This window comes from Bradyrhizobium sp. PMVTL-01 (genome assembly GCF_051861855.1).
Lineage (GTDB): Bacteria > Pseudomonadota > Alphaproteobacteria > Rhizobiales > Xanthobacteraceae > Bradyrhizobium.
Window position 1 is genome coordinate 8,362,833 of sequence record NZ_CP193982.1, and the last position, 22,604, is coordinate 8,385,436.

A 22,604-nucleotide genomic window follows, 5' to 3' on the forward strand; every position below is an offset into this window, starting at 1 on the left:
GAAATGTTCATGCTGAAACGATGGACCGAACGAGGCCGACCATTTCCACGGGCAAGACGAGCGTGATCCATACCAAGGTCCGTTGCCGCGAGATCACCGAATCCGATGTCGGGAAGATTGCGAACTTGCTGACGCGCGGCTTCGTCGGCCGTTCACGCGAATACTGGATGCAGGGCCTGCGCCGGCAGGCCTTCCGGCCCGTGCCGGAGGGCTATCCGCGCTTCGGCTACATGCTCGACAACGACGGCGAGCCCGTCGGCGTGCTGCTGCTGATCTACACGACGCGAAAGCACGGCGAAGAGACCGCCATCCAGTGCAATTTGTCGAGCTGGTATGTCGATCCGGCCTACCGTAACTACGCTCCGTTTCTGACCAAGGTCGCGCAGCGACACAAGGATGTCACCTATCTCAACATCAGCCCGGCGCCGTGGACCTGGCCGATCATCGAGGCCCAGGGTTTTCGCGATTACTGTCGCGGCATCTTCTTTTCGGTGCCGGCGCTGGCGCGCGCCCCGCGCTGGAGCAAGGTTGAGGTGATCTCCCAGCACGCCAAGGCGATCGACGGGCTTTCCCCGGACGAGACCGATCTCCTGACGCGGCATGCGCGCTACAATTGCCTCAGCCTCGTCTGCCGCACGCCGAAGGGAACGTTCCCTTTCATCCTGCAACCGGTGCGCATTCGTCGCGGCTTCATCGCCCCGCCCGCGATGAAGCTGATCTACTGCCGCAACGCCGCCGAATACGCCGAATGCGCCGGCCGCATCGGCCGGCTGCTGCTGCGGTTCGGCAAGATCTCGGTGGCGGTCGACGCCAACGGCCCGATTCCCGGCCTCGCAGGTATCTATACCGAGCGGCGCGGCCGCAAATATTTCAAGGGTCCGCATCGGCCACAGCTTGCCGATCTCACGGATACGGAGCTCGTGCTGTACGGGCCGTAGCGAGCGCGGTCGGCCAACGCACGCAGGCGCTTCTGCATTTCCGACACACTCTCCATCGCCGGTCACCCTCCGTAAACTACTGCGCTTAAGGGAATTTTCCCGCCTCTTCGCTACCCTCGGCAACGGAATTACGTTGCGATAAGTCTATTGCCTGCCGAGATCATGCCGACCCCATGACGTCGACCTGCGACAACGAGCTTGGTGCACGCCGCGAGCAGGGCCCGGACGCCCTGGTCGCGCTGAGCCAGCTTGCGCTCGATCGCATGGAGCAGGGTGTCTGCGTCTACGATGCCGACAACAGGATCGTGCTGGTCAACCAGAGCTACCGCTCGCTTTTCGATCTGTCTGCCGAAATCGTGCGCATCGGCACGAGCTACCGCGAGGTGCTCGCGCACAGTGCGAGCCGCGGCAACTTCCCGGAGAGCGAGCTCGACGCGCTGTATTCGGCGCGGATCGCGCAGATCGCAGGGGGCCAGCCGTTTCGGACCGAGCAGCGGCTGGCGAGCGGCCTCGTCATGTCGCTCGAGCTGAAGCCGCTTCCGGGCGGCGGCTGGATGACGATCTGCGACGACGTCAGCCGCCTCGCGCGGCTCGAGGCGGAATTGCACGTGCAGACCGAACGCAGCCAGCATGCGCTCGCCAACATGTCGCACGGCCTCATCATGTATGACGCCGACAGCCGCGTCGTCCTCTGCAACGAGCGCTTCCTGAAGCTCTACGATCTCGATCCCGACATCGTGAAACCCGGCGTGGCGCACAGTACGGCCATCGCGCACTGGCTCGCGCGCGGCAACGTGGCGGGCATGCCGGCGGAGGAATTCCACGACGCCAGGCTCGAGGACGTGCGCGCCAGGAAGGCGAAGACCCTGCTGGTGATGCGCTACGACGGGCGGATGGTGCAGGCGGTTTCCCGCTTCCTTCCCGACGGCGGCTGGGTGACGGTGCACGAAGACGTCACCGAACGGCTGCAATACGAGGAGACTCTGCGGCGGCAGAACTTCATTCTCGACGCAGCGCTGGAGAACATGGCGCACGGGCTCGCCTTCTACGACAGCGACATGCGCCTGCGCGTCTGCAACACCACCTACCGAAAGATCTACCTGCTCTCGCCGGAGGAGACGAGGCCCGGCACGCATCTCGGCGAACTGATCGAACGATCGATGGCGAACGGCGCGTTCACCTCGGAATACAGCCCCCAACAGATCCTGGAAGCGGCCCGCGCGCGGATCGCGAACCGCGATTCCTCGCCGATGCGCCGGCGCATGTCGAACGACACCGTGATATCCGTCCGCTACTGCGCGCTGGCCGAAGGCGGCTTCGTCGCCACCTATGAAGACATCACCGAACGCGAGCGCGCGGTCGAGGAATTGAGCGAGCAGTATCGGCGCTTCGATGCGGCCCTGAACAACATGAGCCAGGGCCTGTGCATGCTCGATTCGAGCCTGCGCGTCATCGTCTGCAACCGCCGCTACATTGAGATGTACGGTCTCTCGCCCGACATGGTGAAGCCGGGCGTCTCGATGCGCGAGATCATGGAGCACAGTTGTGCGATCGGCATCCATCCGAACACTTCCGGCGCCAAGCTCTACGCCGACTACGTCGAGCGGCTGCGCGAGGGCGACCATACGCTGCATCGCCATTTGAGCGACGGCCGCATCATCAAGCTCAATCACAAGCGGATGGAGCATGGCGGCTGGGTCGTCACCTATGAGGACGTCACCGAGCGGCACAAGGCCCAGGCCCGCGTGGCGCACATGGCGCGGCACGACTCCCTGACTGACCTGCCCAACCGCACCCTGTTCCGCGAGAAGATGGGCGAGGGACTGAACCACGTCGCGATTGCCGGCGGCGCAATGGCTGTGCTGTGCTTCGACCTCGACAACTTCAAGACGGTCAACGACCGCCTCGGCCATGCCGCCGGCGACCGACTGCTGCGCTGGGTCGCGGCCCGCCTGAAGGAGAATGTCGGCGAGCACGACACCGTCGCGCGGCTCGGCGGCGACGAGTTCGCCGTACTCCAGCGCGGCCCGCAGCCGCAATCGGCCGAACAGCTGGCCCGCCGCCTGGTCGAAATCATCGGTCACCCGCCGCCGCTGGAAAGCCAGGCGATCCATGTCGGCGTCTCCGTCGGCATCGCGATCGCCCCCGATCACGGCTTGGACGCCGACGAGCTGATGAAATGCGCCGATCTTGCGCTGTACCAGGCCAAGGCCAAGGGGCGCGGCGCCTACCGGCTGTTCGAGCCCGAGATGGAGGAAGAGGCGCGCAGCCGGCACGCGCTGGAGCACGATCTGCGCGGCGCGCTGGAGTCCAACCAGTTCCACCTGGTGTTCCAGCCGCAGATGCGGCTCGATTCGTCCGAGCTCATCGGCTTCGAGGCGCTGCTGCGTTGGAAGCATCCCTCGCGCGACTCGGTCTCGCCCGCCGAGTTCATCCCGATCGCTGAAGAGAACGGGCTGATCGTTCCGATAGGCGAATGGGTGCTGCGCACGGCCTGTGCCACTGCGGCGTCCTGGCGCGACGTCACCGTTGCGGTGAACCTGTCACCGGTGCAATTCCGCTCCCGCGGGCTGGTGGCGCTGGTCACGAGCGCGCTTGCGGAAGCCGGCCTTGCGCCGCGGCGGCTCGAGCTCGAGGTCACCGAGACGGCGCTGCTCGACGACAGCGAGGCGACGATCGAGATCCTGCACCAGCTCCGCGCGCTCGGTGTGCGCGTCAGCCTCGACGATTTCGGTGTCGGCTATTCCTCGCTCAGCTATCTGCGCAAGTTTCCGTTCGACCGCATCAAGATCGACCGCTCCTTCGTCGGCACGCTCGGCGAAAGCCCGGAGAGCGTTGCCATCGTCCGCACCATCGCCAGTCTCGGCTCCGTGCTCGGCGTCGAGACCACGGCCGAGGGCGTGGAGACCGAGGCGCAACTCGACTTCGTACGCGAATGCGGCTGCACCGCGGTGCAGGGCTATTACTTCGGCAAGCCCTGCCCAGCGGCGGAGGTCGGCCACATCATCGAGGCGCTGAACGCTGTGCGGCGCGTGGCGTAGGGGCTTCGGGCCTCCTCGAAATTCCGCCTCTCGGCACGTCTCCAAACGACCAATTGTCGCACGTCCCGTTTCCGCGGAGATCGCCGCCGCGCCCTGCGCGCGATCTACGCAATGCGCTTTTCTTCTCCCGAGATTTCGAGGACAATCCGCTCATAACAACGAGAGTCGGCGGTCCAACGAGATCGCCGCGAGGGAGGTATTTCGATGTCGCGATACGGGCTGAAGACGATTGCCTTTGCGGCCATGCAAGTCGTGGGCGCATTGCTCGCGACCGCCGCAGGCGCGCAGGACTATCCCACCAAGCCGGTCACGCTGATCGTGCCATGGCCGGCCGGCGGCTCGACCGACATCTCGATGCGCGCCATCGCCGACAGCGCCTCGAAGGTGCTGGGGCAGCCGATCGTGATCGACAACAAGGCTGGCGGCGGCGGCACGGTCGGCCCTGCGACCATGGCGGCGGCTGCGAAGCCGGACGGCTACACCATCTCGCAAATTCCGATCACCGTGTTCCGCCTGCCGCTGATGCAGGAGGTGTCATGGGATCCGGCGAAGGACTTCACTTATATCATCCACCTCACCGGCTACACGTTCGGCGTGACCACCAGCGCGGAATCGCAGTTCAAGTCCTGGAAGGACGTCGTAGAGTTCGCGAAGGCGAACCCCGGCAAGGTGACCTATGCAACGCCGGGTACCGGAACCTCGCTCCATATCGGCATGGAGCAGATCGCGGCGATGTCCGGCATCAAGCTCACCCAGGTGCCGTTCAAGGGCGGCGCCGAGACCAACGCGGCCGTGCTGGGACAGCACACGATGCTGCAGGCGGATTCGACGGGCTGGCGACCGCTGGTCGATGCCGGCAAGCTGAAGCTGCTGATGGTATGGACCGGGGCGCGGTCGCCAAACTACCCCGACGTGCCGACGCTGAAGGAGCTCGGCTATCCCATGGTCTATGATTCCCCGTTCGGCATCGCGGGGCCGAAGGGCATGGATCCGAAGATCGTCGCCAAGCTGCACGACGCCTTCAAGAAGGCGGTCGAGGATCCGGCGGTGATCGCCACGCTGGCCAAATACGACATGGTGCCGAACTACAAGAACACCGAGGACTACAAGAAGTTCGTCATCGAGGTCACGGAATCCGAGCGCAAGGTGATCGACACGCTCGGGCTGGCGAAGAAGTAGGGTCAGGCCGCCACATATGCTGACGTCATCGCGAGGCGGAAGCCGCGCTTGCGGCTCGCCTCGAAGGATGGTCGGGGCACCGTCGCCCTTCGAGGGCCGCTGAAGAAGCGGCCACCTCAGCGACAACGGCTTGGCCGTTGCGCAGGGCTGACGGTGATCGAGAGGTGTTTCAAATGAACAACCCAACCAACGTCAAACTCCGCCTCAACAACTCCGAACTCTGGGGCGGGCTGATCGGGCTCGCGCTCGGCGGCTTCGTGATCTGGCAGGGATTGAAGCTGAAGCTCGGCACCATCAACGATCCCGGCTCCGGCTATGTGCTGTTCTACACGGGCATGCTGATGTGCGTGTTCGCGGGCTCCATCGTCATCTCGGCCATCACGGAAGGCGGGCCGACGCTGGAGTCGCGCTGGGAGAAGGCGCGCTGGAGCAAGCCGCTCCTCGTCATCGCCTGTCTCACCGCGTTCTCCTTCGCGCTCGAGCCGCTGGGATTTTTGCTGTCGTCGATCCCCTTGATGCTGCTGCTGTTGCGCCTGATCGATCCCGTGCGCTGGACGCTGGCGATTCCGATCGCCGTCATGGTGCCATCAGGAATGTGGTGGGTGCTCAAGCGCCTGCTGTTGATCCAGCTACCCTCTGGCCTGTTCGGGATCGGCTGACCGCATGGACACGCTTCTCAACGTCGCACATGGATTCGGTGTCGCGCTGCTGCCGATCAACCTGCTCTACTGCTTCATCGGTGTCTTCATCGGCACGCTGGTCGGGGTGCTGCCGGGCATCGGGCCGATCTCGGCGATGTCCCTGCTGTTGCCCGTGACGCTTTCGGGCACGCCGGAATCCGGCATCATCATGATGGCCGGCATCTATTACGGGTCGATGTATGGCGGATCGACCACCTCGATCCTGGTCAACATCCCCGGCGAGGCGGCCTCCGTCGTCACCTGCATCGACGGGCACCAGATGGCCAAGCAGGGCCGTGCCGGCCCTGCGCTCGGCATCTCCGCCTTCGGCTCCTTCATCGCCGGCACGTTCGCGCTGGTCGCCCTGATGCTGGTGGCCCCGAAGCTCGCCGGCATCGCGATCGCGTTCGGCCCGGCCGAGTATTTCAGCCTGATGGTGCTCGGCCTCGTGGTGCTCACCTTCCTGACCCAGGGCTCGATGCCGAAGGCGCTGCTGATGGCCTGCATCGGCGTCGTGCTCGGCCTGATCGGGCTCGACAGCATCACGGCGCAGCCGCGGCTGACATTCGGCCGCATGGAGCTGATCGACGGCATCGGTCTCGTCCCCGTAGTGATGGGGCTGTTCGGCGTCGCCGAGGTGCTGCTCAACATCGAGCAGGCGATCAAGCGCGACATCATCAATGCGAAGATCACCCAGCTCCTGCCCAACAAGGAGGACTGGCAGGCGAGCGCCGGCCCCGTGGCGCGCGGCACGCTGCTCGGCTTCCTGCTCGGCATCCTGCCGGGCGGCGGTGCCGTGGTGGCCTCGTTTGCGTCCTATGCGCTCGAGAAGCGGCTGTCGAAAGCGCCGGAGCGTTTCGGCCGCGGCGCGATCGAGGGCGTTGCGGGCCCCGAATCCGCAAACAACGCGGCAGCGGGCGGGGCGTTCATTCCGCTGATGACATTGGGCATCCCGCCGAACGTGGTGATGGCGCTGCTGCTCGGGGCCTTCGTCATCCACGGCCTGCAACCGGGCCCGCTGCTGATCACGCAAAACCCCGGCCTGTTCTGGGGAATCGTCGCCAGCATGTATATCGGCAACGTCATGCTGCTGATCCTCAACCTGCCGATGATCGGGATGTGGGTGCAGCTGTTGAAGCTGCCCTACAACATCCTGTTCCCGCTGATCATCCTGTTCACGATCCTGGGCGTCTACTGCTCGAGCAACAACGTGTTCGACGTCTATGTGATGATCGCGTTCGGCGTCATCGGCTATTTCATGCGCAAGCTCGGCTACGAGCCGGCGCCGTTGGTGCTCGCCTTCGTGCTCGGGCCGATGCTGGAGAACAATCTGCGCAAGTCGCTGATCCTGTCGCAGGGCGATCTCTGGACCTTCGTGCAGCGGCCGATCTCGGCGGCGTGCCTGACACTGGCGCTGGTGCTGCTGATCGCGCCGCTGCTGCCGTCGCTGCGCAGGAAGCGCGAACTGGTGGCGCTGGATGAGGGCGCATGAGTGTTTTATGGCCGCTGTGCGATCTCTTCCTTCTTCCCGTGTGGGAGAAGGTGGCATAGGCGGCCAGTGGCCGCGGTTCTTAAGAACGCCGAAGCAAAGCTTCGGCTATGGCGCCGGATGAGGGTTGTCTCCACAAACTCAGATCGCAAGGGATCGACTCGGTACGCTTCGCTTGGCCCATCCTACGGCATCTGCGCAAGATGCGGCATGATCACCTCTCACCGGCCTCCAGCCGGTCACGCAGAGCGCCAATCACGCGGCGGGCCGCCTCGATCTCCTTCACTGACAGGCCGTCCGCCAGGCTGTTGACCCACGGCGTCTGCAGGCGGCCTGCGGCGTCAAAGACCTGCCGGCCCTTGTCGGTGAGCACGACGAGCTGCGCCCGGCGGTGATGCGGATTGGTCTCGAACGCAACGAGGCCATCCCGCTCGAGATCGTTGACGATCCGCTGCACGTTCTGGCGGTTGGCGCCGAGATTGCGCGCGAGCCAGGCGACGGGCTCCGGACGCTCGGCATCGACGATCGCCCCCAGAATCTGCCAGCGCGCGCTGGTGAGGCCGAGCGAGGCGACCAGCCGGTCACCGGCGGTGAGGAGCAGGCCGTTGGCCCGGAACAGCTCGAGAATGAAGCCGGTCAGGGCCTCGCCCGCCGGGGTCCGCTTGATCTTGCTCATTTGTCTCGATCGCTCCTCATTGACATCGTAATGTCACTTATCTATGTCAGGTATCGCCTAATTGACATGATGGTACCAATTACATGGAGTGATGTCATGCCCCAGATGCGTCCGCTCGACCCGACGTTCCCGATCGACCGCCAGATCGCGCTTGATGCCGGCCCCGTGGTGCTGGTCAACCTGTTCACGCTCGATGCGGCGGATGAGCAGCTTTTTCTGAAGCGCTGGCAAGACGATGCCGCCTTCATGAAGCGGCAGCCGGGCTTCATCTCGACCCAGTTGCATCGTGCGATCGGCGACAGCCCGACCTATCTCAACTACGCGGTCTGGGAGTCCAATGCGCATTTCCGCGCGGCTTTCACCCATCCGGAGTTCCGCGCGAAGATCGCGGACTACCCGACGTCGGCCATCGCAAGTCCGCATCTGTTTCAGAAGGTCGCAGTCGCGGGGATTTGTGTGGCGTAGGTGCGCATCGTCATTGCGAGCGCAGCGAGGCAATCCAGACCGCCGCGGCGGAAAGACTCTGGATTGCTTCGCTACGCTCGCAATGACGGAGGAGAGAGTCGAGCCCACGAGAGCAATCGTACGGAGGGCAAAGGCGCCCTTGCGCCTTTCCGCACCCCTCAGCCCGCCGCGGGCAGTGCGCTATCCACCGCCACACCCCACGGGCGCTCGGCTGAGGCGAGGCCGATCAGGCGGCCCTGGATGTAGTCGCAGCCCCAGTCGCGCAGCATGTTGGCGGCGTCTTCGTCCTGCACCCATTCGGCGACGGTCTTGATGTCGAGGCGGTGGGCGAGATCGATCAGGGTCTGTACGAAGGCGCGGTCGTCGGCGGAGTGCGTGATGTTCTGCACGAAGGCGCCGTCGATCTTGACGATGTCGACGCCGAGCTTGCGCAGATTCCGGAAGGAGGTGTAGCCGGCGCCGAAATCGTCGATAGCGATGCGGCTGCCGAAATTCTTCAGCCGCGTGACGAAACCGCGGACATCATCGATGTCCTGGATCGCGACCGTCTCTGTGATCTCGACGATCAGCCGCTCGGCGACCCCGGGATGGGCCAGCATCAGCGACTCGATTCCCGCCCACCAGTCCGGATCCATGGTGGTGTCGGGCGAGATATTGAGGCTGAGACTGACATCGGGCGCGGCCGCGAGCTCGGCCACCACGAGCTCGAGCACGCGGTGATCGACGAGGCGGATGAGGCCGAGCCGCTCGGCGACCGGCACGATGTCGGGCGCGAGCAGGACCTGGCCGTCGCCCTGGTCCATCCGCACCAGGCATTCGTGGAATGCGCGCTGGCGCGAGACGGCCGACACGACAGGTTCGTAGGCGAGCTTGATGCGGCGCTCGTTCAGCGCCGTGACGATCTCGTCGGTGACACGGATGTTGACGCGGCGCTGCGCATCGCGCGCAGCATCGGGACGCCAGGCCGCAAACGAGCCGGCCCGCCGGCGCTTGGCAGCATCGAGCGTCTCATGCGCGCGATTGACCGCCTCGTCGGTGTTGCGGGCATAGCGCGGCAGGCTGACCGCCCCGATCGAGGCGGTGACCGAGACCGGACCGGATTTCGTCGGCACCACCTCGTCGCGGATGCCGGCGAGGAAACGCTCGGCGGCGACGTTCATGTCGTCGATGGTGCAGTTCTTCAGGATCAGGCCGAACTTGTTGCCGGAGAAGCGCCCGAGCACGTCGCCGCCGCGCAGGCGCGCGCGGATGCGCCCGGCGATGTCGAGGATCACCGCGTCGGCGACGTCGAAGCCGAAAGCGTCGTTGACGCGGGCGAGATGATCGATGCCGACCAGCATGAAGGCCGCCGTCGAGCGGAAGCGCCTCGTCTCCTCGATCGCCTCGGCCAGCGCCGCGATCAGATGGGAGCGGTTGAGCTCGCCCGTCAGTGGATCGAGCCGGGCCAGCCTGGTCAATTCCTCGTCGCGGGCGTGGCGCTCATTGTTGATGCGGACGGAGCCGATCGCACGCGTCGGCCGGCCATCGGGGCCGGCGAACCAGCGGCCGGTCTCCTCGATCCAGATCACGGGATCGGAGGCGCTCATGCGCACGCCATACTCGACGCGGTAGGGCGTGCCGTCGCCACCGTGCACCGGGGAGGTCTGCGCCAGCGCGGCGCTCCGCAGCGACTGCGCGGGCTCGATCAGCTTGGCGAATTCGGCGCCGGTCGCAAGCCGCTCGGCGGGGATGCCGGGGAAGACGGCACTGACCTGCTCGCCCCAGGCGATGGCGTCACTGGCGATGTCCCAGGCGAACACGGCCTGGCCAAGGGCGGCCAGGATGTCGGAGGCTTGCGGCAATGCAGGGGTCAAAATCGCCTCGTTTCGGGACAGCGGGAGTCCTGAGCCGGCACAGGATAGAGCCAGATTCGCCTTCGACCCTAGGCAAAGTTGATAAACAATTTGGAAACCACGTTGTGAAGTGAGGAGGGAACCAAACCGGCCCGCGCGGCATAGGCCTTGCGAGTACTGACACGCACCCGGCGCCCGCGTCCCGAAACGCGACAGGCTCCGCCGGATCAACGGTGATCGCGATGTTGGCTACTGGTCGATCGGACGAGTTGGACAGCGGAAAGGGCACGGCCCTGGTGCCGATGGTGCCGACGTTGCAGTGGGTCAACAAGGCGCCGCTGCCCCGCCCTGACCCGAGCTTCGTCACCCAGCTGATCGCCAACGCCGAGCACCTGCCCCAGACCAGCCGGCTCCGCCGCGCCTCGTCGGAAGATGCGCTGATCGCCTATGGCAGCAAGCGCCCGCTCGGAAGCGTCAGCGCCCGCACGCGGCAGGTGGCTTGATAAGCAGGAGATCGCGCTTCACCTCGCCCCGCTTGCGGGGGCGAGGTCGATCGCGAAGCGATCGGGCGAGGGGGACCCTCCGCGAGTCCAACTCTCACCATCCCCGGTGGAGACCCCAACCCTCTCCCCGCAAGCGGGGCGAGGGAGCGCACCGACACCGCGGCGACAGGCTCAAGTCAGCGCGGCGTGTCGGGCGAGGGCGGCGTGCCGTTGCCCGGCTGCAGATGCGGCGAGGGGATTTCCGGCGAGGGCGGGCTCACCGGCTTCGGCGCGGGATGATCCATCAGCACGGATTCGGCGACCGACTGCGCGGAGGGCGCGGGCGGCACCACCGGCGCTGGCTGCGGCGCCGGCGCCGGCTCGAACTTGGGCTCGGCCACAGCTTCATCAGCAGGCGGTTCGGCCCGACGCTTGGCCTTCCGCGGCGCCGGCGCCGTGGTCTCGGCGACATAGGTGACGCGGCGGCGCGTGCGCTGGGCGATGCCGCCGAGGAAATCGGCCATCGCGAGCAGCACCAGCAGGAAAAAGGTGGAATTGCCGAATTTGGGCCACATCACGAATTCGGCGGCGGCCGCGCCGAAGATGATCAGCGACAGCAGATGGTCCATCAGGAATTTCGAGCCGGGCCGCGCGCCCTTGACCACCTCGAGCAGCAACAGCACCACGCCGAGCGCGAGCAGGAGATCGGCGAGCGTGACCGGCCAGGTCTCGCCCGTGATCATCGGCACCTTGAACAGCACGTCCGAGAAGGACACGCTGGGCATCAGAAAGGCGATGATGTTGTAGACCGCGAGCGGAATCAGAAGCAGCGGGAAACCGACCATCGGCAAGATGCCTTCTCGATCAAGATGTCCAGACAGGACAATGCGGCGGCGAAGCATTGGCTCCGCCGCCGTCACTGCCATATCTCATGGGTTGGCCGAAATCAGGCAGGCCCGATCATCCCGCCCGGAGAAAGGTCCTGAATTCAGGTCTCTTTCTTCTTCAGGACCTGACGGCCCTTGTACATGCCGGTCTTGAGATCGAGATGGTGGGGACGACGGAGCTCGCCGGAGTCCTTGTCTTCCACATAGGTCGGCTTCTTGATGGCGTCTGCCGAGCGGCGCATGCCACGGCGCGACGGCGAGGTTTTTCTTCTCGGAACGGCCATTTCAATATCCTCTAGGGATTGGTGTTATCGGGGCATCGTCCGGGAGGGGACGGCTCAGCACCCGCAATACGAGGCGAGCTGAATGCCGATCAAGGCCGGGCTTATAGAGGAAGGCCGGCCGTAAAGCTAGGCTTTTGGCCCGGAAAATGCGCCCCAAAAGGGCCCGGAATCAGCGATTTTCCCGCCAGCAGGTCACAAGCGAACTCGCCTGGCCCCGCGCCATATAGGTGGCTGCCAGCCGCCGGACACCCGGTCCCGGGGTCCGGGCGCTGCGTTTGACCGGATTCGGCAGGATCGCGGCCAAAAGCGCGGCCTCCCGGGGCGAGAGGTTCTCGGCCGATTTGCCGAAGGCATAGGCGCTGGCCGCCTCTACCCCGAACTGGCCCTGCGGGCCCAGCTCCGCGATATTGAGGTAAATTTCGAGAATCCGCGGCTTGGGCAGCACGAGGTCGATCCACAGCGCCAGCGGGAATTCCAGCGCCTTGCGGATGAAGTCCCGCCCCTGCCAGAGGAACAGGTTTTTTGCGACCTGCTGGGTGATGGTGGAGGCGCCCCGAAAGGCGGTGCCGTCCTCCCTCGCGTCGTCGATCGCCTCGCGCAGCGCGCCCCAATCGATGCCGTGATGCTTGCAGAAATGAGCATCCTCGGCCGCCACCACCGCACGCGGCAGGTAGGGCGACATTTCAGCCAGATCGATCCACACCCGCTGCATCGGCGCGCCCCGCAAGCTGCGCCAGGCCATCAGTGTCGAAACGGGATGGCCGGCGCGATAGAACGGCGCGATCACATAGGGCGCGAGGACCACGACCGCGAGCACCACCAGCAGGATCTTGACGATGCGCAAATCGACCTTTCCGGCGCAAACTGAACCGCGGCCACGGGCTGGACCATTAAGTCTGTGATAATTCGGCTCTTTTCCAGCACTTTTTAGGCCTTCCAAGCGATTGACTGATGCAGGCGCATAAAGGATTGTCCCGCCGAATTTTAGTTCTGGAGCCCTTCTTGATGACCGGCACGTCCCCGTCCGATTTCGCCAAACGTCTGGACAAGACCGCTGATGATACCGAGGCCCTGCTCGGGCGCCTGCTGTCGGACGACATCCTGCACGATGAGATCGCCCGGCCCAAGCGACTGATGGACGCAATGCGCTATTCAAGCCTTAACGGCGGCAAGCGCCTGCGGCCGTTCCTTGTGGTCGAAAGCGCCGCGGTGTTCGGCGTGCCGCGCGAAGCCGCCCTGCTCGTCGGCGCCGCGCTCGAATGCATCCACTGCTACTCGTTGATCCATGACGACCTGCCGGCGATGGACAATTCCGACCTGCGCCGCGGCCGCCCCACCCTGCACAAGCAGACCGACGACGCCACCGCGATCCTCGCCGGCGACGGCCTCTTGACGCTCGCCTTCGACATCGTCACCCGCGACGAGATCCATCGCGACGCCAATGTGCGGCTCTTGCTGACGCGCGCGCTGGCGCGCTGCGCCGGCATCGGCGGCATGGTCGGCGGCCAGATCCTCGACCTCGCCGGCGAGGGCCGCTTCGGCGGCAACGAACCGATCGATGTCGCCCGTATTCAACAGATGAAGACCGGTGCGCTCTTGCGCTACGGCTGCATCGCCGGCGCGATCCTCGGCCAGGCCTCGCAGAAGGAATATCAGGCGCTCGACGATTACGGCCGCGCGCTTGGCGAAGCCTTCCAGATCGCCGACGACCTGCTCGACGTCGAGGGCGATGCCGCCGCGCTCGGCAAGCCGGCCGGCGCCGATGCCGCACTCGGCAAGACCACCTTCGTCACACAACTCGGCATCGAAGGCGCCAAGCAGCGCGTACGCGACCTGCTCGCGCGCGCCGACAGCGCCGTCTCGATCTTCGGCGATCGCGCCGCCGTGCTGCAAGCCGCCGCGCGCTTCGTCGCCGAGCGGAAGAACTGACTAGGAACTATCTTCACCTCTCCCCGCTTGCGGGGAGGGGTCGGATTGCATCGAAGATGCAATCCGGGTGAGGGGGAGCCTCCGCGAAGCCAGCTCTCACCGTCCTTGCGGAGGTCCCCCCTCACCCCAACCCTCTCCCCGCAAGCGGGGCGAGGGAGCAGACCGCCGCCGCGGCAACTGTGAGAGAGCCCTCACCGTCATGGCCACCGACAAAGAAGATCCCGTTCTCGTCCGCTTCCGCAAGATGTCGCGGCCGGTGCGGCTGATCTATGCACGGCCGCGGACCTTCATTGCGCTCGCGGCCGGCATCCTGGTCAGCCTGCTGCTGCCGGGCTCGCACCGGCTGGTGACGCGGCTGCTGTTCGGCTGGGATGCGCTGATCGCGGTCTATCTCGTGCTGGTCTATGCGATGATGCTGTGCAACGACCACCAGCACATCCGCCGCGCCGCGGCGATGCAGGACGACGGCCGCTTCGTGATTCTGCTGGTGACGGCGACCGGCGCCTTCGCCAGCATCGCCGCGATCGTTTCCGAGCTCGGCACACCACATCGCGGAGCGCTGGAGCTGACCATCGCGATCACCACGATCGTGCTGTCATGGGCCGCCGTGCACACGACCTTCGCGCTGCATTACGCCCACGATTATTATCGGAACGCCAAGCCGGGCGGCTTGCAGTTTCCGAGCGGCGACAAGGAAGACCACGCCGACTATTGGGACTTCGTCTATTTCTCGTTCGTGATCGGCATGACCGCGCAGGTCTCCGACGTCGGCATCACCGACAAGACCATCCGCCGCACCGCCACCGCCCACGGCATCGTGTCCTTCATCTACAACACGGCCTTGCTGGCGCTGACGGTCAACATCGCGGCGAGCGCGATTTCGAACTAGGCTGCCGTCGCGGCCTAGTGGTGTCAGTTGCACACCTCGGCATTGGCATCGTTGCCAGGGCCGCCACCGCCACGATATTCGAGATGGCAGCCCCGGTTGACGGGACGGCAACCGCTGCTGTTGCAGAACACCTGACCCCCACCCGAGCGACGGCCGGCGCCGGCGGCGGCAGCGATGCCGGCAGCTGCACCGTAGCCGCCTGACGCTTCGGCAGCCGCACCGCCGGCCTGGCGACGCTGCCGGGTCGGACGTTCATCACTGTCGTCGCGCTTGGCCGTTGCAGGCTTGGCCGGCCTGGCGGCGCGCTGCTTCTCGCACTCATTGTCGTCGTTGACCGCATAGCCCTCACGGCAAACGATCTTCGTGCACCTGTCGCCGTCGGCCTTGAAGCCGTGCTCGCAGACCAGCGGACAGACGCGCGACGGCTTGGCCTTGACCGCGTCGAGCGCGTCGGTGCTCGCGACCTTCACGTCGAGCTTGGTGCCGGCGTAGCGGTTGAACTGCGACAGCGAGCGCTGCGAGGACGTGTTCCAATTGCCGTCGGCCTGACCGGAGTAGCAGCCGACCCGGCCGAGCTCGGTCTGCACCGAGCGGCTGAGATCGGCCGGACTGGTCGCCCGCGTCAGCGAGGCAACGTTGGTGCCCGCCGGGCTCGCGGTGGTGGCCGGCGCGGTGCCTGGCGCCGCGGCGGCGAGCTCGACGCGCTGCTGCTCGGCGGCGGCCGCCTGCTGCTGCGCCTGCTCCTTGGCCTTCTGCGCCGCGAGTTGGGCCTGCTCGGCGACCTTCGCATCGGCCGCAGCCTTGGCCTGCGCATCCTTCTGCGCGCCGAGAGCAGCAAGACGATCGCGCTCGGCCTCGGCTTGCTTCGCCTTCTCGATCGCCGCCGCATGGGCCTGCTCGGCCTGGATCTTGTCGATCTGCAGCTTGGCGAGGTTGGCATAGAAGCCGTCAGGGTGCTGGGCGAGGAAGGCTTCCCACGCCGGCTTGTTGCCGACCTGGAGCGCGAGCTCGTAGTCGCGGCGGATATCGGCCTGCGGGTTCGCCACCGGCGCCGCAGGCGCTGCAGCCACCGCCTTGACCGGCACCAGCGGGACATCGTCGCCGCCGAGCGAGCCGTAGACGAACGGTTCCTGCTTGTTGCCGGTCGACTTCAGCACGTCGTCGCGCACGAAGCCGAAGGCGCGGCGGACATCGAGGCCCGGCGTCGTCAGATGCTTCGACAGCGCCACCGTAAACGGACTGTTGGCGCCGTCCCCGTCCTGCGCCGTGAAGCCGGCCTTGGCCGAATAGGCGATCAGCGTGTTGGGGCTGGTCGGCTCGACCTGGGCGAGACCGCGGCCGATGCCGCGCGAGGCGATCGTGCGCTTCATGGTCTTGCCAAAGGGATTGTCGCGGCAGGCGTCCAGGATCACCAGGCGGAGCTGTTTTGCCGGTTCGACCGCGACCAGGACGCGGTCGAGCGACAGCGCCTCGTCGTAGACGTCGGTGTCGCGCTCGAGCCTGGCGTCGACGGGGATCAGATAATTGGAGCCCTCGACCTCGATGCCGTGACCGGCATAGTAAACCACTGCAATGTCGGCAGTGCGGGTCGCGTCGGCAAAGTCGCGCAGCACACGCCGCGTGTCCTGGGCGGACAAATCGTGCCGGGAATCGACGACGTCGAAACCGGCCTCCTTCAGCGTGTTGGCCATCACCGCACCGTCATTGACGGGGTTGGCCAGCAAGGGGGCGTGCTGGTAGGCCGAGTTGGCGAGCACCAGCGCCACGCGCTTTCCGGCAAAAGCGGGATCAGTGCCAAACAGCAGCGCAGCAGCAAGAAGAAGCGGGCAAAGTCTGAGCAGGTTGCGCATGACACGACATCCGAAGTTCGGGCCACCCGGGCCCCTTTGGGCACCGCTCTAGCAGGACCAATCGCCGGCGCTTGTGATGGAGGTCACGAAGGCGGCATCGACGACGGGCGGAAAGACCCTTTATGTTTGTCACGCCAGCGCGGTCGGGGTTCGGCGACACAAGCGGGCGCGGGCCAGGTTCCTCTAGGGATCGCCGACATGCGCCCGATATTGCGGAAGATCGTCCGTGATCTCGTGCCAAGGCGCCTTCGAGCCCACGAAAATATGGGCGCTCGGGCGGATCGAGGGGGCATCGACCAGGGTTCCCATGGCGACATGGACCCATTTCCCCTCCCGCACCCGGGAATAGAGCAGCGAGCCGCATCGGGCACAGTGGGCGTCATGGGTGACCTGGTCCCCGTAAATAAGCCGCTGGTCGCCGCCCTGGACGATGCGGAGCTCCTCCTGCGCGATGCCGGCGAACGGCTTGAAGGCGGAGCCGGTGGTGCGGCGGCAGTTCGAACAGTGGCAGTTCATCGCATAGGAGAACGCGTCGGTCACTTCAAAGCGTACCGTGCGGCAATAGCATTCGCCGGACAGGATACGAGCGTTCGAATTTTCTGATCCGGTCATGGCGACGCCTTCGCGCAATTGGCTGACACACCCATAGCGCATTTTGATGTGTACGATTAAGTTCCGCCCAAGCCATCTGCAAAGGGATGACCCATGAGCCAGAACCGTTCGAGCGTCGAAGCCGTCGTCCAATCCTATTTTGACGGGCTCTATGAGGGTGATGCCGAAAAGCTCGGCGCCGTCTTCCATCCGTCCGCCGATCTGCGCTGGGTGGAAAACGGCGAGCTGAAGATCCTGACCGTACCGGACTGGCTCGCCTGGGTACGCAAGCGCGCCTCCGCGAAAGCCGAAGGCAAACCGCGTGAGGATTTCATCGTCACCATCGACCGCTCCGACGACAAGACCGCCTTCATCAAGGTGCGTTGCCAGCTGCCGCCGCGCTACTTCACCGACTATCTGGTCGCGATGAAGCTCGCCGACGGCTGGCAGATCGTATCGAAATCGTACAGGTATGACCTGAGGGAGTGAGGGAGTACTCTCGCGCTGCCCGAATTCGGGCGCGCTTGCCCCTCATTCTCCGTCATTGCGAGCTCCGCTCTCGCCGCGTCATTGCGAGGAGCCCTTGCGACGGAGCAAAATCCCGCCGCGGAAAGACTCTGGATTGCTTCGCTGTGCTCGCAATGACGGCGCGGATAAAGCGCACGCTACGTCTTCCCACTCACCCGCCTGAAAGTCCCCCATGCTTCTCGATCGCCGCTCCCTGCTCGCCTCGCTCGCCTAGATGGCCGCGTCTCCCACGCTTGCCGCGGAAGCGCCGCCAGAGCTCGAATCCTATGAGCGCGACAGCGGCGGACGGATCGGGCTCTATGCAGAGAATCTCGCGACCGGCAAGAAGCTCGCCTGGCGGGCCGACGAGCGCTTCGTCATGTGCTCGACGTTCAAGGCCTCGCTCGCGGCCTGCGTGCTGGCGCGCGTCGATCGCGGCGAAGAGCAGCTTGCGGCCATGATCCCTTATGGTGAGGCGGATCTGCTGGAATACGCTCCGGTGGCCAAGCAGAATCTCGCGGCCGGCAAGATGTCGGTCGGCGAGATGTGCAAGGCAATCGTCGAGCTCAGCGACAACACCTGCGCCAATCTGCTGCTGGCGCGGATCGGCGGGCCGGCCGCGCTTACCGCATTCTGGCGATCACTTGGTGACACCACCTCCCGGCTCGACCACAACGAGCCCGAGCTCAACCGCTCGCCGCCCGGCAATCCCCATGACACCACGACGCCGGCGGCGATGGCGAACAATCTGCGGCGGCTGGTGCTGGGCGAGGCGCTGTCGCAGGCCTCACGCGTCCAGCTCACCGACTGGATGGTGAACTGCAAGACCGGCGCGAACCGGCTGCGCGGCGGTCTGCCGGCGGACTGGAAGATCGGCGACAAGACCGGCAACAACGGCAAGGATGCGTCGGGCGATATCGCGGTCGTCTGGCCCAAGTTCGACAACAAGCCCGATGCGCCGATCCTGATCGCGGCCTATACCCAGGGCGGCACGCCGAATGCGGCGCAGATCGCGTCCGCTTTTGCCCGCATCGGACGCATGGTGGCGGAACGGCTGGCGTAAGGCCCGCGCATTGACCTCATGGCCGCTTCCGGGCGAAGACAGGCCATGATCGCAGCGAAATTCCAGACCTTCCTCATCCTGCTCGCGGTGCTGGCGGGCACCGCGCTCGTCGCCCGCCGTTTCAACATCGCGCCTGCGATCCTGCTGATGCTCTCCGGCGTCGGCCTCGCCTTCGTGCCGGGCATGCCCCCGGTCGAGCTGCCGCCGGAACTGGTGCTGCTGATGGTGCTGCCGCCGCTGATCTATTCCGCAAGCGTCGCCATGAGCTGGCGCGAGTTCAGGAACAATCTGCGGCCGATCGTGCTGCTCGCGGTCGGCGCGGTGATCTTCACCGCGGCGCTGGTGGCGGCCGCCACACATTATCTGATCGGCCTGCCCTTGACGGTGGGATTCCTGCTCGGGGCCATCGTCGCGCCGCCCGACGTGGTGGCGCCGCTCGCGATCGCGCGCCGGCTCAACTTGCCGCGCCGGCTCGTCGTCATCCTCGAAGGCGAAGGGCTCGCCAATGACGCCACCGCGCTGATCCTCTACCGCTTCGCGCTGGCCGCGATCATGGTCGGACATTTCTCGCTGCCGCTGGCGGCAGGCGAGTTCCTGCTGATCGTGGCCAGCGAGATCGCCTTCGGCATCGGCGTCGGCTGGCTTTCGTTGCGCTTCCGCAAATGGTCGAGGGATCCCCAGGTCGAGCTGACGCTGTCGCTGATCACGCCTTACGTCTCCTATTGGCTGCCCGAGCATGTCGGCGGCTCCGGCGTGATCGCGACCGTGGCCTGCGGTCTCTATGTCAGCTGGAACGGCCCGCTGCTGATCTCCTCGGCGACGCGCCTGCAGGGCATCTTCTTCTGGGACCTCATCATCTACCTGATCGAGGGCCTGCTGTTCCTGCTCACCGGCTTCCAGATGCGCGCACTCTACGAGAAGTCGAAGGCGTTTCCGCTCGACGACATCCTGATCGCGACCGCCGTCGTTCTGACCATCATCGTGACCGCGCGCTTCGCCTGGCTCTATCCCGCGACCTATCTGCCGCGGATCCTCTCCAAATCGCTGCGCGAGCGGGACCCGTCGCCGCCATGGCAATGGCCGTTCGTGCTCGCCTTCACCGGCGTGCGCGGCGCCGTGTCTCTGGCCGCCGCGCTGGCACTGCCGTTCACGCTGCCTAGCGGCGAGGCCTTCCCGTATCGTGACCTGATCCTGTTCGTCGCCTTCGGCGTCATCTTCGTGACGCTGATCGGCGTCGGCCTGACGCTGCCGCCCGTGGTGCGCTGGCTCGGCGTCGCCGAGGCGGGCCGCCACGAGCATGTCGCCGAGCACGAGGCCGAGATCGCGGCGCGACGCCAGGCGCTCGAGGCCGCGCTGAAGTCGCTCGATGCGTTGACCGCGGAAAAGGACATCTCCGACGAGGTGATGCGGCTGCTGCGCGCCCGCCACGAGATCCGCGTCAACCAGCTGCCGGATTCACTCGATCCCGCCCACCACGACGTCTCCGCCGCCGGCACCGCGCTAACCCGCAACCTGATCGAGGCCGAACGAAAATTCATCCACGGCCTTCTCCGCAACGGCCAGATCACGGACGAGACGAGGCGCCGGATCGAGCGGGACCTGGACCTGGAGGAGGCGAGCCTGGCGAACCGGGAGTATCGGGGCGGGCCGCTGTAGCTTCCCGTCATTGCGAGCGCAGCGAAGCAATCCAGGCTGCCGCCGCGGAAAGACTCCGGATTGCTTCGCGGTGCTCGCAATGACGGGCCGAAGCGTCGGAGCGTTCTACCGCTTCTCGCAAAATTCCCCCACCGCCGCGGCCACGGCCCCCGCAATCAGCTCCTGCCGTTCCGCCGAGTTCATCTCCATCTCCTCGTCGCGATTGATGATGGAGCCGGCTTCAAGCAGCACGGCGGCGCTTCTCGTTCGCGACAGCACGATGAGTCCGTCATAGCGGTACACGCCGACATCCTTGTCGAGCAGCTGGCGCTGGTAGCGGCCCATCACCGGCAAGGTGTATTGGCTGGCATAATGCAGACCCTGCTCCTTCAACTGTCTGCCGATCATCCGGGCCAGCTTGAGACTGGTGGTGAAGTGCGGATTGCGCTCGGAGACGAACAGCGAGTGGCCCGAAAATCGATCGCTGAAATAGCTGTTTGCACCGTCAAATTCCCAGGCCTCGAGTAGCTTGTCCGGCACCGAATCGTGGTGAACCGACAGGAAGAGATCGGCGCGCCCGTCATTGGCAGCGCCGACGCGCTTGAACAGGCTCGGCCGTGCCTTGCCGTCCGTGACGAGCAGGCGGGTGGCGGCAAAGCCTTCGGACTTGAGCTTCGCCGTGATGAGACTTGCGAGCCGGAAATTGAAGCCGAATTCCGGATCGTTGCGCGCGCTGAGGGCGCCGTAGGAGTCCGGAGTGTGACCGACATCCACGACGATCCGGAATTTCGGCATCTCGCATTTGGCCGGTGATGGCGGCGGCTGAGGTCTGACTTTCGCAACCTTCCGGACCGGAGCAGCACGGCCCGCATCGATCGACGGCAGCGACAGCGCGGCCAGCGACACGAGAAGAATTGCGACGACGCCACGTCCTAGCGACAAGCCTTACTCCGCTGCCGCAATCCGCGGCCGGCCGACGAAGCCCGTTCCGGAACCGGACTCGGTCAGGAATTTGTTGCCCTCGGCACGGAGCATGGCTGCTCCTCCCGATTGGTTTTTGGGAAGATTGGCGCGGACGAAAGGGAACGTCAACGCCGAGCTATTGACCGTGAACCATTTGCAGGATCTTGCCGCTGTTACAGGCCGCATCAAAGGCCTCAAACCGGCCTCTCCCCCTTCACCGTCACGCGTGTGCCCGAGCGCGTGTGCGGCCAGTAGTCCCACATCGCGCGGTGCTGGGTGCAGCGGTTGTCCCAGAAGGCGATGGCATTCTCGGTCCAGCGAAAGCGGCACTGGAACAACGGGTTTTCGGCGTGCTGGTAGAGATAGGCGAGCATTGCATCGCTCTCGTCGCGGGGAATGCCATTGATGTGGCGGGTGAAGCCGCGGTTGACGTAGAGCGCCTTCCTGCCGGTAACCGGATGCGTGCGCACGACGGGATGTTCGGCGTGCGGATAGGAGGGACGATCGGCGACGCCATAATTCGCGTAGAGCCCGCGATAGATCGGTTCGCCGTCGTGCAGCGCCGTGAGCCCGTCTAGATAGGCCTTCATGCGGTCCGACAGAGCCTCATAGGCCGCATACATGTTGGCGAACAGCGTGTCGCCGCCGCGCGGCGGGCATTGCTTGATGTAGAGGATCGAGCCCATCGGCGGCTCGAGGTCGCAGGACACGTCCGAGTGCCAGCCCTCGCCATTAGCGCGCGGCGAATTCTTGTCGGCGTAAATCTTCATCAGCGCCGGGTCTTCGTCCTCATGGGGAGCTGCGGGATGGAAATGCAATTCACCGAACTTGCGGCCGAAGGCGAGGTGCTGCTGCGGCGTGATGTGCTGGTCGCGGAAGAAGATGACGAGGTTTTCGGCGAGCGCGCGGTGGATCTCGTCCATCTGCCGGTTGGAGCGGGCATCGCCCTCGACGAGCTTGCCGATGTCGACGCCGGAGATTTCGGCGCCGATGATGGGGGTGAGCTTCTCGACCTGAAGCGTTTCGTATGGCGCGCCGTCATCGGCCGTATGGCGATAGCGCGGGCCTTGCTTGCCGGCGAGTGAGCTCATGGCATGTCTCCCGATCGTTGTTGATTGGGAGCATGGTAACGTGTGGCAATGGATGTGCAATCTGCGCTGCAAACACAGCCGTCGTCCCGTTCTTCGCCGGAACGATGGAAGTGTGTGGAACGCGAGCGGAGTA

General features: G+C 65.4%; 21 protein-coding genes. 12 read left to right on the top strand and 9 right to left on the bottom strand.

All coding sequences use genetic code 11. The features are described from left to right. The first annotated feature begins 62 nt into the window (after positions 1-62). The 5 genes from ACRQ5Q_RS40250 to ACRQ5Q_RS40270 all read left to right on the top strand — a co-directional run bounded on the left by ACRQ5Q_RS40250 (position 63) and on the right by ACRQ5Q_RS40270 (position 7,330). Positions 63-938, top strand: a complete 876-nt coding sequence (locus ACRQ5Q_RS40250) for an acyl-CoA acyltransferase (RefSeq protein WP_439395331.1) — start codon at positions 63-65, stop codon at positions 936-938. Positions 939-1,111: 173 nt separating this feature from the next. Then, positions 1,112-3,979, top strand: a complete 2,868-nt coding sequence (locus ACRQ5Q_RS40255) for a PAS-domain containing protein (RefSeq protein WP_439395333.1) — start codon at positions 1,112-1,114, stop codon at positions 3,977-3,979. 204 nt (positions 3,980-4,183) lie between these two features. Then, complete coding sequence (locus ACRQ5Q_RS40260) at positions 4,184-5,158, top strand: tripartite tricarboxylate transporter substrate binding protein (RefSeq protein WP_439371922.1); 975 nt, start codon at positions 4,184-4,186, stop codon at positions 5,156-5,158. 173 nt (positions 5,159-5,331) lie between these two features. Next, the gene (locus tag ACRQ5Q_RS40265; RefSeq protein ID WP_439395335.1) at positions 5,332-5,817 is read left to right on the top strand and encodes a tripartite tricarboxylate transporter TctB family protein; all 486 of its coding nucleotides are present in this window, start codon (positions 5,332-5,334) and stop codon (positions 5,815-5,817) included. A gap of 4 nt (positions 5,818-5,821) precedes the next feature. Beyond that, on the top strand, positions 5,822-7,330 hold the full coding sequence (locus tag ACRQ5Q_RS40270) for a tripartite tricarboxylate transporter permease (RefSeq protein WP_439371924.1): 1,509 nt from the start codon (positions 5,822-5,824) through the stop codon (positions 7,328-7,330). Between the two features lie 211 nt (positions 7,331-7,541). On the opposite strand, the gene ACRQ5Q_RS40275 is transcribed toward ACRQ5Q_RS40270, so the two are convergent. Beyond that, positions 7,542-8,003 (bottom strand): MarR family winged helix-turn-helix transcriptional regulator, encoded by a 462-nt coding sequence (locus tag ACRQ5Q_RS40275; protein WP_439371926.1) that lies wholly within the window; start codon positions 8,001-8,003, stop codon positions 7,542-7,544. Between the two features lie 96 nt (positions 8,004-8,099). Between ACRQ5Q_RS40275 and ACRQ5Q_RS40280 the strand changes: the two genes are divergently transcribed. Continuing rightward, positions 8,100-8,468 (top strand): antibiotic biosynthesis monooxygenase family protein, encoded by a 369-nt coding sequence (locus ACRQ5Q_RS40280; protein WP_439371927.1) that lies wholly within the window; start codon positions 8,100-8,102, stop codon positions 8,466-8,468. Positions 8,469-8,626: 158 nt separating this feature from the next. On the opposite strand, the gene ACRQ5Q_RS40285 is transcribed toward ACRQ5Q_RS40280, so the two are convergent. After that, complete coding sequence (locus ACRQ5Q_RS40285; protein ID WP_439395337.1) at positions 8,627-10,321, bottom strand: EAL domain-containing protein; 1,695 nt, start codon at positions 10,319-10,321, stop codon at positions 8,627-8,629. A gap of 221 nt (positions 10,322-10,542) precedes the next feature. Between ACRQ5Q_RS40285 and ACRQ5Q_RS40290 the strand changes: the two genes are divergently transcribed. Then, complete coding sequence (locus ACRQ5Q_RS40290) at positions 10,543-10,803, top strand: hypothetical protein (protein WP_439371929.1); 261 nt, start codon at positions 10,543-10,545, stop codon at positions 10,801-10,803. Positions 10,804-10,979: 176 nt separating this feature from the next. Here the strand turns inward: ACRQ5Q_RS40290 and ACRQ5Q_RS40295 are convergent, their stop codons facing one another. The 3 genes from ACRQ5Q_RS40295 to mtgA all read right to left on the bottom strand — a co-directional run bounded on the left by ACRQ5Q_RS40295 (position 10,980) and on the right by mtgA (position 12,797). Further along, the gene (locus tag ACRQ5Q_RS40295; RefSeq protein ID WP_439399951.1) at positions 10,980-11,627 is read right to left on the bottom strand and encodes a hypothetical protein; all 648 of its coding nucleotides are present in this window, start codon (positions 11,625-11,627) and stop codon (positions 10,980-10,982) included. Positions 11,628-11,770: 143 nt separating this feature from the next. Continuing rightward, positions 11,771-11,953 carry a 50S ribosomal protein L32 gene (rpmF, locus tag ACRQ5Q_RS40300; protein WP_439371932.1) on the bottom strand — a complete coding sequence of 61 codons (183 nt, stop codon included), beginning with the start codon at positions 11,951-11,953 and terminating at the stop codon, positions 11,771-11,773. Positions 11,954-12,122: 169 nt separating this feature from the next. Continuing rightward, positions 12,123-12,797: a monofunctional biosynthetic peptidoglycan transglycosylase gene (gene mtgA, locus ACRQ5Q_RS40305; RefSeq protein WP_439395339.1), complete on the bottom strand. Its 675-nt coding sequence runs from the start codon at positions 12,795-12,797 to the stop codon at positions 12,123-12,125. A gap of 161 nt (positions 12,798-12,958) precedes the next feature. Between mtgA and ACRQ5Q_RS40310 the strand changes: the two genes are divergently transcribed. Both ACRQ5Q_RS40310 and ACRQ5Q_RS40315 read left to right on the top strand, forming a co-directional pair. Next, positions 12,959-13,882: a polyprenyl synthetase family protein gene (locus ACRQ5Q_RS40310; protein ID WP_080133655.1), complete on the top strand. Its 924-nt coding sequence runs from the start codon at positions 12,959-12,961 to the stop codon at positions 13,880-13,882. A gap of 199 nt (positions 13,883-14,081) precedes the next feature. After that, positions 14,082-14,771: a DUF1345 domain-containing protein gene (locus tag ACRQ5Q_RS40315; RefSeq protein ID WP_439371935.1), complete on the top strand. Its 690-nt coding sequence runs from the start codon at positions 14,082-14,084 to the stop codon at positions 14,769-14,771. Positions 14,772-14,794: 23 nt separating this feature from the next. Here the strand turns inward: ACRQ5Q_RS40315 and ACRQ5Q_RS40320 are convergent, their stop codons facing one another. Continuing rightward, positions 14,795-16,621 (bottom strand): caspase family protein, encoded by a 1,827-nt coding sequence (locus tag ACRQ5Q_RS40320; RefSeq protein ID WP_439395340.1) that lies wholly within the window; start codon positions 16,619-16,621, stop codon positions 14,795-14,797. Positions 16,622-16,804: 183 nt separating this feature from the next. After that, positions 16,805-17,233 (bottom strand): GFA family protein, encoded by a 429-nt coding sequence (locus ACRQ5Q_RS40325; RefSeq protein WP_439395342.1) that lies wholly within the window; start codon positions 17,231-17,233, stop codon positions 16,805-16,807. A 93-nt stretch (positions 17,234-17,326) separates the two neighbouring features. Here ACRQ5Q_RS40325 and ACRQ5Q_RS40330 point away from each other — a divergent pair, with 93 nt between their 5' ends. From ACRQ5Q_RS40330 to ACRQ5Q_RS40340, 3 genes are all read left to right on the top strand, one after another. After that, complete coding sequence (locus ACRQ5Q_RS40330; protein WP_439371939.1) at positions 17,327-17,701, top strand: nuclear transport factor 2 family protein; 375 nt, start codon at positions 17,327-17,329, stop codon at positions 17,699-17,701. Positions 17,702-17,954: 253 nt separating this feature from the next. Then, the gene (gene bla / locus ACRQ5Q_RS40335) at positions 17,955-18,782 is read left to right on the top strand and encodes a class A beta-lactamase (RefSeq protein ID WP_439395344.1); all 828 of its coding nucleotides are present in this window, start codon (positions 17,955-17,957) and stop codon (positions 18,780-18,782) included. 45 nt (positions 18,783-18,827) lie between these two features. After that, positions 18,828-20,438, top strand: a complete 1,611-nt coding sequence (locus tag ACRQ5Q_RS40340) for a Na+/H+ antiporter (RefSeq protein ID WP_439371942.1) — start codon at positions 18,828-18,830, stop codon at positions 20,436-20,438. 105 nt (positions 20,439-20,543) lie between these two features. Here ACRQ5Q_RS40340 and ACRQ5Q_RS40345 read toward each other — a convergent pair whose 3' ends face one another. Then, positions 20,544-21,359 (bottom strand): N-acetylmuramoyl-L-alanine amidase, encoded by an 816-nt coding sequence (locus ACRQ5Q_RS40345; RefSeq protein WP_439371944.1) that lies wholly within the window; start codon positions 21,357-21,359, stop codon positions 20,544-20,546. A 215-nt stretch (positions 21,360-21,574) separates the two neighbouring features. Continuing rightward, positions 21,575-22,471, bottom strand: coding sequence for a TauD/TfdA dioxygenase family protein (locus ACRQ5Q_RS40350; RefSeq protein ID WP_439395346.1), 897 nt, complete (start codon positions 22,469-22,471; stop codon positions 21,575-21,577). Positions 22,472-22,604 lie beyond the last annotated feature (133 nt).

Excerpts from the sequence above, each read along its gene's own strand:
- ACRQ5Q_RS40255 (WP_439395333.1), top strand. The coding sequence starts at position 1,112 with ATGACGTCGACCTGCGACAACGAGCTTGGTGCACGCCGCGAGCAGGGC.
- ACRQ5Q_RS40260 (WP_439371922.1), top strand. The coding sequence starts at position 4,184 with ATGTCGCGATACGGGCTGAAGACGATTGCCTTTGCGGCCATGCAAGTC.
- ACRQ5Q_RS40265 (WP_439395335.1), top strand. The coding sequence starts at position 5,332 with ATGAACAACCCAACCAACGTCAAACTCCGCCTCAACAACTCCGAACTC.
- ACRQ5Q_RS40270 (WP_439371924.1), top strand. The coding sequence starts at position 5,822 with ATGGACACGCTTCTCAACGTCGCACATGGATTCGGTGTCGCGCTGCTG.
- ACRQ5Q_RS40275 (WP_439371926.1), bottom strand. The coding sequence starts at position 8,003 with ATGAGCAAGATCAAGCGGACCCCGGCGGGCGAGGCCCTGACCGGCTTC.
- ACRQ5Q_RS40280 (WP_439371927.1), top strand. The coding sequence starts at position 8,100 with ATGCCCCAGATGCGTCCGCTCGACCCGACGTTCCCGATCGACCGCCAG.
- ACRQ5Q_RS40290 (WP_439371929.1), top strand. The coding sequence starts at position 10,543 with ATGTTGGCTACTGGTCGATCGGACGAGTTGGACAGCGGAAAGGGCACG.
- ACRQ5Q_RS40295 (WP_439399951.1), bottom strand. The coding sequence starts at position 11,627 with ATGGTCGGTTTCCCGCTGCTTCTGATTCCGCTCGCGGTCTACAACATC.
- rpmF (WP_439371932.1), bottom strand. The coding sequence starts at position 11,953 with ATGGCCGTTCCGAGAAGAAAAACCTCGCCGTCGCGCCGTGGCATGCGC.
- ACRQ5Q_RS40310 (WP_080133655.1), top strand. The coding sequence starts at position 12,959 with ATGACCGGCACGTCCCCGTCCGATTTCGCCAAACGTCTGGACAAGACC.
- ACRQ5Q_RS40315 (WP_439371935.1), top strand. The coding sequence starts at position 14,082 with ATGGCCACCGACAAAGAAGATCCCGTTCTCGTCCGCTTCCGCAAGATG.
- ACRQ5Q_RS40320 (WP_439395340.1), bottom strand. The coding sequence starts at position 16,621 with ATGCGCAACCTGCTCAGACTTTGCCCGCTTCTTCTTGCTGCTGCGCTG.
- ACRQ5Q_RS40325 (WP_439395342.1), bottom strand. The coding sequence starts at position 17,233 with ATGACCGGATCAGAAAATTCGAACGCTCGTATCCTGTCCGGCGAATGC.
- ACRQ5Q_RS40330 (WP_439371939.1), top strand. The coding sequence starts at position 17,327 with ATGAGCCAGAACCGTTCGAGCGTCGAAGCCGTCGTCCAATCCTATTTT.
- bla (WP_439395344.1), top strand. The coding sequence starts at position 17,955 with ATGGCCGCGTCTCCCACGCTTGCCGCGGAAGCGCCGCCAGAGCTCGAA.
- ACRQ5Q_RS40340 (WP_439371942.1), top strand. The coding sequence starts at position 18,828 with ATGATCGCAGCGAAATTCCAGACCTTCCTCATCCTGCTCGCGGTGCTG.
- ACRQ5Q_RS40350 (WP_439395346.1), bottom strand. The coding sequence starts at position 22,471 with ATGAGCTCACTCGCCGGCAAGCAAGGCCCGCGCTATCGCCATACGGCC.